The following is a 7,042-nucleotide window of genomic DNA, read 5'->3' on the forward strand; positions in this document are numbered from 1 at the left end:
TACCATCCGGGCTACAGAGCGGGATTCAGTTTCTATCACTACAACCAAAATCGCCCTCGTCCGGTCATTCGTATCAAAGACAATGGCGCTAATCAAACGCAGGTCAAGCGCACCTATCGATCTGGAAGCAGCAATTCAACTGTTCGCAGTCGTAGTCAGGCTCACGAAACAAAAGTGATTCGAACCAGACACGAAAGATAGCGGCAATAACCCGCCTGTAAAAAGGAAGTGTATTTCCTTAACTAACGAAAAAGCGGCAATAGTTTGCCGCTTTTTTAATGTGTCCGCCCCCAATGATAAGGGGCATAGAGTTTCATGCCGCATCTTTGTTACACTGGATCTTTCAGGTTTTGGTATTTGGAAATACATTTATGCGAGCATGGCAGTGCGCCTTGTCTAAAGGCAACATCCAGGGACTGACTAATGGCAAATCAGGGCCACTGATTCTTGGGTTACACGGATTCCTCGACAATGCGGCCAGTCTGGCTTGTTTATTCCCTTATTTCGATGATTACCAGTTTATCGCTGTCGATTTACCCGGACATGGCAAAAGTTATCATCGATCGCCAGATGCGCATTACCATCAACTGGACTTTATCCAGGATATACATGAGCTGGTAGAAGTGAATGACTGGCGGGATATCATTCTGGTTGGGCATTCCCTTGGTGGCATCTTAAGTACACTCTATGCGGCAGTCTTTCCCGAACGTGTGGCTAAGGTTGTGTCTATAGACGCATGTGGCCCATTGACGCTCGAGGCTGACACGAGTGTGAACCAGATCAGAGAATCTGCCCTAAGCCGGTTAGCGAAGAAAAGCACGACAAATACAGCGCGAGAGGTGGATGTGAAAGCGGCGGTAACCGCCAGATGCAAAATCAGTGATATTAATGCTGAACATGCAGAATCCATTATATTGCGTAACCTGACAGAAACCGAAGAGGGTAAAAAAGTGTGGGGCAGTGACCCACGATTACGCACCAAATCAACGCTGCGTTTGACCGAGGCTCAGGCACAAAATCTGATGAACGGTATTCAGTGTCCGGTCTGGTTTGGCGGCGCTACCGACAGTTTCAAGCACGTTGAATCGGTTTATTCAAAACGGAAAATATGGTGGAAAAACAGTCAGCTTGAACTATTCTCAGGAGGACATCATTTTCATATGGTTAAACCTTCAGCAGTTAGCACTGCGATTCGCCGCTTTGTTGAGGAAATGTAAACAACGTCATTTATCTTTTTGCGAACATCCGATACTATTGCAACAAATCGGACCAGTTTTGTGCGTATGCCGAGGCTGTGGCGTGGACTTTTGTGAACAATCATCGTCAAAGTAAAGTTGACAGGAGAGGTTGGTGGAAAAAAACTGGCTTAAGCATTACGACCCGAGAGTAACCCCGGAAATCGATCCGGACCGTTACGCGTCAATCGTTGATATTCTTGACGAATCTGTTGCCAAATATGGCGACAAGACGGCCTACATTAACATGGGTCAGGAAATGAGCTTTGCGGAGCTCGATACGCATTCTAAAAATTTCGCTGCATACCTACAGCACGCCGGTTTTGAACCGGGTGATGCCGTTGCCATCATGATGCCTAACCTGCTGCAGTATCCGGTAGCCATGTTCGGTATTTTACGTGCAGGTATGACCGTAGTGAACGTTAATCCCTTGTACACGGCCCGGGAGCTAAAGCACCAGTTAAATGACAGTGGCGCGAAGGGCATTGTGATTGTGCAGAATTTTGCACACACCCTGGAGAAGGTTGTCGCAGAAACCGGCGTTAAGGAAGTGCTGCTGACTTCGTTGGGTGACATGTTGCCTGCACCGAAGCGTTGGGTGGTGAACTTCGTTGTGAAGCGCGTGAAGAAAATGGTGCCGGACTTTAACTTGCCACAAGCCAAGCCCTTCATGGAAACGTTGCGAGCAGGTAGTCTGCTGGGGTTCGAAAAGGTCGAGATCGACAATCAAAGTCTGGCATTTTTGCAATATACCGGCGGTACCACGGGTGTATCAAAAGGCGCTATGCTGACCCACCGCAATATGATAGCCAATTTGGAACAGGTGTCGGGTATTCTGGCGACTGTGATAACGCCAGGAAAAGACTTGGTGGTAACGGCATTGCCGCTCTATCACATCTTTGCATTAACAGCGAACTGCTTGTTATTCCTGAAGTTTGGTTGTCCGAACCTGCTGATCACGAACCCCCGTGATATGCCTGGCTTTGTGAAAGAATTAAGTAAGTACCCGTTTGTGATTCTGCCGGGAGTCAATACCCTGTTTAACGGATTGCTCAACACCCCTGGATTCGCCGATTTGGATTTCACCAACTTCAAATTTGGGTTAGGCGGCGGAATGGCCGTGCAACGCCCGGTGGCGGAGCGCTGGCAAAAGGTTGCCGGTACTGTATTGTTAGAAGGTTACGGCCTGACAGAATGTGCACCGGTTGTTACGGTGAACCCGCCGCAGCTCGATGCTTACAAAGGCTCGATCGGTATGCCCGTGCCGTCGACGGATATTATGCTGATGGATGAGAGCGGTAATGAAGTAGCGCCCGGTGAGTCGGGAGAAATGTGGGTAAAAGGCCCGCAGGTCATGAAAGGTTATTTCAACCGCCCTGAAGCTACCGACGAAATTATTCGCGACGGCTGGCTGGCCACGGGGGATATCGCCCGGGCTGACGACGACGGCTATTTCTACATTGTGGACCGCAAGAAAGACATGATCCTGGTATCGGGCTTCAATGTGTTCCCTAACGAAATTGAAGAAGTGGCAGCAATGCACGACGCAGTGCTTGAAGCTGCGGCTATCGGTGTACCTCATGAAGTCAGCGGTGAAGTAGTGAAGCTTTTCATTGTCAGAAAAGATGATTCGTTAACCGCGGAAGCGGTGATTGCGCACTGTCGGTCACATCTTACTGGCTACAAGGTGCCTAAACACGTAGAATTCAAAGAAGAATTACCTAAAACAAACGTCGGTAAGATTCTGCGTCGCGAGCTTCGTAATTAATACGATGCAAAGACCTGAAAAAAGCCGGCGTTAAGCCGGCTTTTTTATTTATGGATTATATTTTTATACAGGACCAGGAAACCCTCGATCTGGTATGTGCGCGAGCGGCCCGTCACAAAGCAATCGCTATTGATACGGAATTTGTCCGCACACGCACGCTCGCCCCTGCGCTGGGGTTGGTACAGCTGTTCGATGGGCATCAGCTTGCGCTTATCGATCCCCTGGCGATTGACGATTTATCATCATTAACGTCGTTACTGGTAAATCCGGATGTGATTAAAGTCCTGCATTCCTGTTCAGAAGATTTGGAAGCCTTCCTGGCGACATTCTCGTTAGTCCCCACGCCTATTTTCGATACGCAATTTGCTGCAGGTCTTTTGGGGCTGGGCACGACTATGGGTTATGGGCGCATGATTGAAATGCTGCTTGAGATCACGTTGGAAAAAGGGGAGTCCCGCACCGACTGGCTGGCCAGGCCGTTGTCTGATAATCAGTGTCGTTATGCTGCTGATGACGTGTTGTATCTGCTGCCGGCTTTTGAGCAACTTTACGATATGGTTGAAGCCCGGGGGAAATTGGATTGGGTCTTATCCGAGTCAGCGTCCTTGAGCGAGAAGAAAAAAGCGACGATGCCGGCGGAGTATGCATACCTGCAAATCAAAAATGCCTGGAAGCTCTCTTCTCAGCAACTCACCGTGCTGAAGCATCTGGCTGCATGGCGGCTCACCCGTGCGCAGCAAAAAGACATGGCCCTGAATTTTGTGTTCAAAGAAGCGCACCTGTTTGAATTGGCATTACGTATGCCGCAGTCTAAGGGCGCGCTGTCGCGTATTCATTGTTTAACACCGCAAGAACGACGTTTGCGGCCTGAAATTCTACTGGACATCATTCGTCAAGGACTCGAGGAATTTGACAATACCTCGTCAGAGGCTCATATTCCGCGCATAAAACGGCTGATAGATTTTCCGCATTACAAGCAAACGTTGGCCAGACTTAAGCATGCGGCGGCGGAAATTGCAGTAGAACAAGGCGTGAGCGAAGAAGTCATTGCGTCCAAAAAGCAGCTTAACCAACTTATAAAATGGCATTGGTTCGATATTGATGAATGCCGGGTTCAGGGCTTAAAACCCGATGTGCTGACTGGTTGGCGAGCGACGTATTTTGAGCCTGTCGCTCAGGCAGTATTTAACTGAAAAGAATAGGTAAATCATGTTAATTGCAGTATATAAAACCGCCAAAAAAGCAGGCATGTACCTGTATGTGGCGAAAAAAGATGATTTTTCAGCGGTCCCAGAAGCGCTGATGGCGCAGTTTGGCAAACCTCAATTGGTAATGATGTTACCTGTTCAAAAGCGTGAGGCGCTTGCCGGCGTAGACAAAGCCAGGTTAATTGAAGCGATGAATGAGCAGGGGTTCTATCTGCAAATGCCGCCCAAAGAAGACAACTTACTCGAGAAACACCGGGAAAGCCTTGGTCTGGACAGTAAACCATCACAAGCATAAAGCCGCTATGAACAAGATTAAGCAATTCGGCATTGTGTGTTGTGCAATGCTGGTGTCGGCCATTAGCTATGCCGCAGACAGTAAAGAAGCAGAGTTTGAAACCTATAAAGCCGCGTTGAAGCAAGAAGCGGTCGCGCAAGGGTTTGGCAAGCAGTTTATTGATAACGTATTCGCGACGGTGTTTTATCGCCCTACCGTAGTGAAAGCCGACAATAATCAGCCAGAAAAGAAAATTACCCTGGACACCTACCTCACTACCCGGGTACCTGACTGGAAAGTGAAGCAGGCAATAGATCTGATGAAAACACATCAGCCTCTGTTAACGGAAATAGGTCAGCGCTATGGTGTGCAACCGCGGTTTATTGTCGCGTTGTGGGGGAATGAATCGAACTTTGGTAAAATTCAGGGCAAACACCCGGTGTTATCTGCGCTGGCATCACTGGCTTTTGAAGGGCGTCGTGAAGCGCTGTTTAAGAAACAGCTGTTGGCGGCGTTAACCATTTTGCAGGAAGGCCATATTTCGCTGAAAGATTTCAATGGTTCATGGGCGGGGGCCATGGGGCAAAGCCAGTTCATGCCAACCTCATTCCTAAACTACGCAGTAGATTACGATGGTGACGGTAAAAAAGATATCTGGGGCACGCCCGCCGACGTGTTTGCCTCAATTGCGAATTTCCTCTCGTCTGAAGGCTGGGTAAACGACGGCACGTGGGGCAGACAGGTATCGGTAACTGATGATTTTGATTATTCGCTGGCAGGGCTCGATAAAGCGAAGTTTAAGCCACTGTCATTCTGGCAAGCGCAAGGGGTAAGGCGATACGATGGTCGCGACTTACCTGATGTTGCCATCAATGCGTCGTTTATCATGCCGGACGGTGAAAAGGGCCGGTTGTATCTGGTTTATCAAAACTTTCATACGCTAATGAAATGGAATCGCAGCAGCTATTTTGGTGTGTCGGTGAGCTATTTGTCAGAGCGGATTAAGCGAGGGCACTAATGTATCAGCATCGCAATTTACAAGGCCAACCTTTTGGATTACCTACCGGCAAAGTGGTGTGTGTGGGGCGTAATTACCTGGATCATATTCAGGAGCTTAACAATGCAGTGCCTGGTGAACCGCTATTGTTTTTAAAGCCTGCTACCGCCTTGTGCCATGCCGATGACGTCATCAGTATTCCAACAAACCGGGGGGCGTGTCACAACGAATTGGAAGTGGCTATACTCATTGGTGAAACGTTGTCTAATGCCAGTGCCGAACAAGCCAAATCTGCAATGGCAGGGGTAGGGCTCGCACTCGACTTAACGCTTCGTGATTTGCAGGATCAACTGAAGCAGGATGGCCATCCATGGGAGCGTGCAAAAGCGTTCGATAATGCCTGCCCTGTTAGTGCATTCGCCCCCATGAGCGAAGTTGCCGATGTACAGGCGTTGGCCTTTTCACTGACCATCAATGGCCAGGTTCGACAGTGCGGTAATACGCACATGATGATGCGGGATACCGTATCCTTGCTAGTTGCTATTTCCGAGGTGTTTACGCTGGTCCCGGGAGATATTGTTTTGACGGGTACACCCAAAGGTGTTGGTCCATTACAACCAGATGACACGCTAACGCTGTCGATGTCGCCCTGGTTCGATATTAATACCCGAGTAGTGGGGAACTAATATGGAACGCTTTTGGGAGACCAAATCCCTCGACGAAATGAGCCGTTCTGAGTGGGAGTCAATTTGTGATGGCTGCGCCAAATGCTGCCTGCACAAATTCATTGACGACGAGGCCGTAAATGAAGCCACGACTACCGCCCATGTCCAGGCCGGTGAAGTGATTCACTTTACCAATATTGCTTGTGACTTGCTGAACACCAAAACCTGCAGTTGTACCCAGTACGCAAAGCGCACCGAGCTTGTGCCGGACTGTGTGCAATTGACCCAGGAAAACCTGAAAGACATCTTTTTCATGCCGCCAAGCTGCAGCTATCGTCGACTGCATGAAGGGCGGGGACTACCCTCCTGGCATCCATTGCTCAATCGCAATAAGAAAACCGCGATGCATAAAGCCGGGATGTCGGTAAGAGGGAAAACGGTCGCCGAGAGCGATGCTGATTTAGACAGGTTTGAAGATTATATTGCGATTTGGCCACTGGAAGACATCGACTGATCGCCTTGGCGGTTTTGGGTTAAATCAGAAGGCTGAATAACAGCGCATCCTGTCCAAACACCCTGCGCCTGCATAATCCTTCCTTTTGCGCGCCCAGCGATTGTGCCAGTTTAATACTGGCGTGATTGTCGGGCAGCGTCAGGTATTCCAATCTGTTCAGTTTTAATGGCTGCGTAGCCAGGTCAATAAGTCGTTGGCAAAGGGTATATGCCACTCCCTTGCCACGCGCTTCTGGCACCAGCCAGAGCCCCATGTTAGCGGTCTTGTGAATAGGGTGAATATAGTTAACTATGCCCATGCCGAGGCACTGCTGTTGCCATATGAGTAAATAGCACACGCCATAGCCAATTTTGCGCTGTTCTTCTAAGGTATCAAGTAGCT

Annotated in this window: 9 protein-coding genes; 8 read left to right on the forward strand and 1 reads right to left on the reverse strand. The window is 49.1% G+C overall.

Going from position 1 to position 7,042, the window contains the following annotated elements:
- The 8 genes from AC4MRN_RS18345 to AC4MRN_RS18380 all read left to right on the forward strand — a co-directional run.
- Positions 1-201: hypothetical protein (locus tag AC4MRN_RS18345; protein ID WP_491204097.1), on the forward strand; the 201-nt coding region annotated here is incomplete at its 5' end.
- A 170-nt stretch (positions 202-371) separates the two neighbouring features.
- Positions 372-1,217: an alpha/beta fold hydrolase gene (locus AC4MRN_RS18350; RefSeq protein WP_491204098.1), complete on the forward strand. Its 846-nt coding sequence runs from the start codon at positions 372-374 to the stop codon at positions 1,215-1,217.
- A gap of 133 nt (positions 1,218-1,350) precedes the next feature.
- Complete coding sequence (gene fadD, locus AC4MRN_RS18355) at positions 1,351-3,003, forward strand: long-chain-fatty-acid--CoA ligase FadD (RefSeq protein WP_491204099.1); 1,653 nt, start codon at positions 1,351-1,353, stop codon at positions 3,001-3,003.
- 50 nt (positions 3,004-3,053) lie between these two features.
- Positions 3,054-4,196, forward strand: coding sequence for a ribonuclease D (gene rnd, locus AC4MRN_RS18360; protein WP_370240280.1), 1,143 nt, complete (start codon positions 3,054-3,056; stop codon positions 4,194-4,196).
- Positions 4,197-4,212: 16 nt separating this feature from the next.
- Entirely contained in the window at positions 4,213-4,506 is a 294-nt protein-coding gene (locus AC4MRN_RS18365) for a YcgL domain-containing protein (RefSeq protein WP_073322302.1), read from the forward strand.
- A 7-nt stretch (positions 4,507-4,513) separates the two neighbouring features.
- Positions 4,514-5,503: a lytic murein transglycosylase gene (locus AC4MRN_RS18370; RefSeq protein ID WP_370166408.1), complete on the forward strand. Its 990-nt coding sequence runs from the start codon at positions 4,514-4,516 to the stop codon at positions 5,501-5,503.
- Positions 5,503-6,168, forward strand: coding sequence for a fumarylacetoacetate hydrolase family protein (locus AC4MRN_RS18375; protein WP_491204100.1), 666 nt, complete (start codon positions 5,503-5,505; stop codon positions 6,166-6,168). Before AC4MRN_RS18370 ends, AC4MRN_RS18375 begins: the two co-directional genes overlap by 1 nt.
- 1 nt (position 6,169) lies before the next feature.
- Positions 6,170-6,661: a YcgN family cysteine cluster protein gene (locus AC4MRN_RS18380; RefSeq protein WP_155014423.1), complete on the forward strand. Its 492-nt coding sequence runs from the start codon at positions 6,170-6,172 to the stop codon at positions 6,659-6,661.
- 19 nt (positions 6,662-6,680) lie between these two features.
- Here AC4MRN_RS18380 and AC4MRN_RS18385 read toward each other — a convergent pair.
- The coding region (locus AC4MRN_RS18385; RefSeq protein ID WP_491204101.1) for a GNAT family N-acetyltransferase at positions 6,681-7,042 on the reverse strand (362 nt) is incomplete at its 5' end.

The sequence above is a fragment of the Marisediminitalea sp. genome (assembly GCF_984433645.1).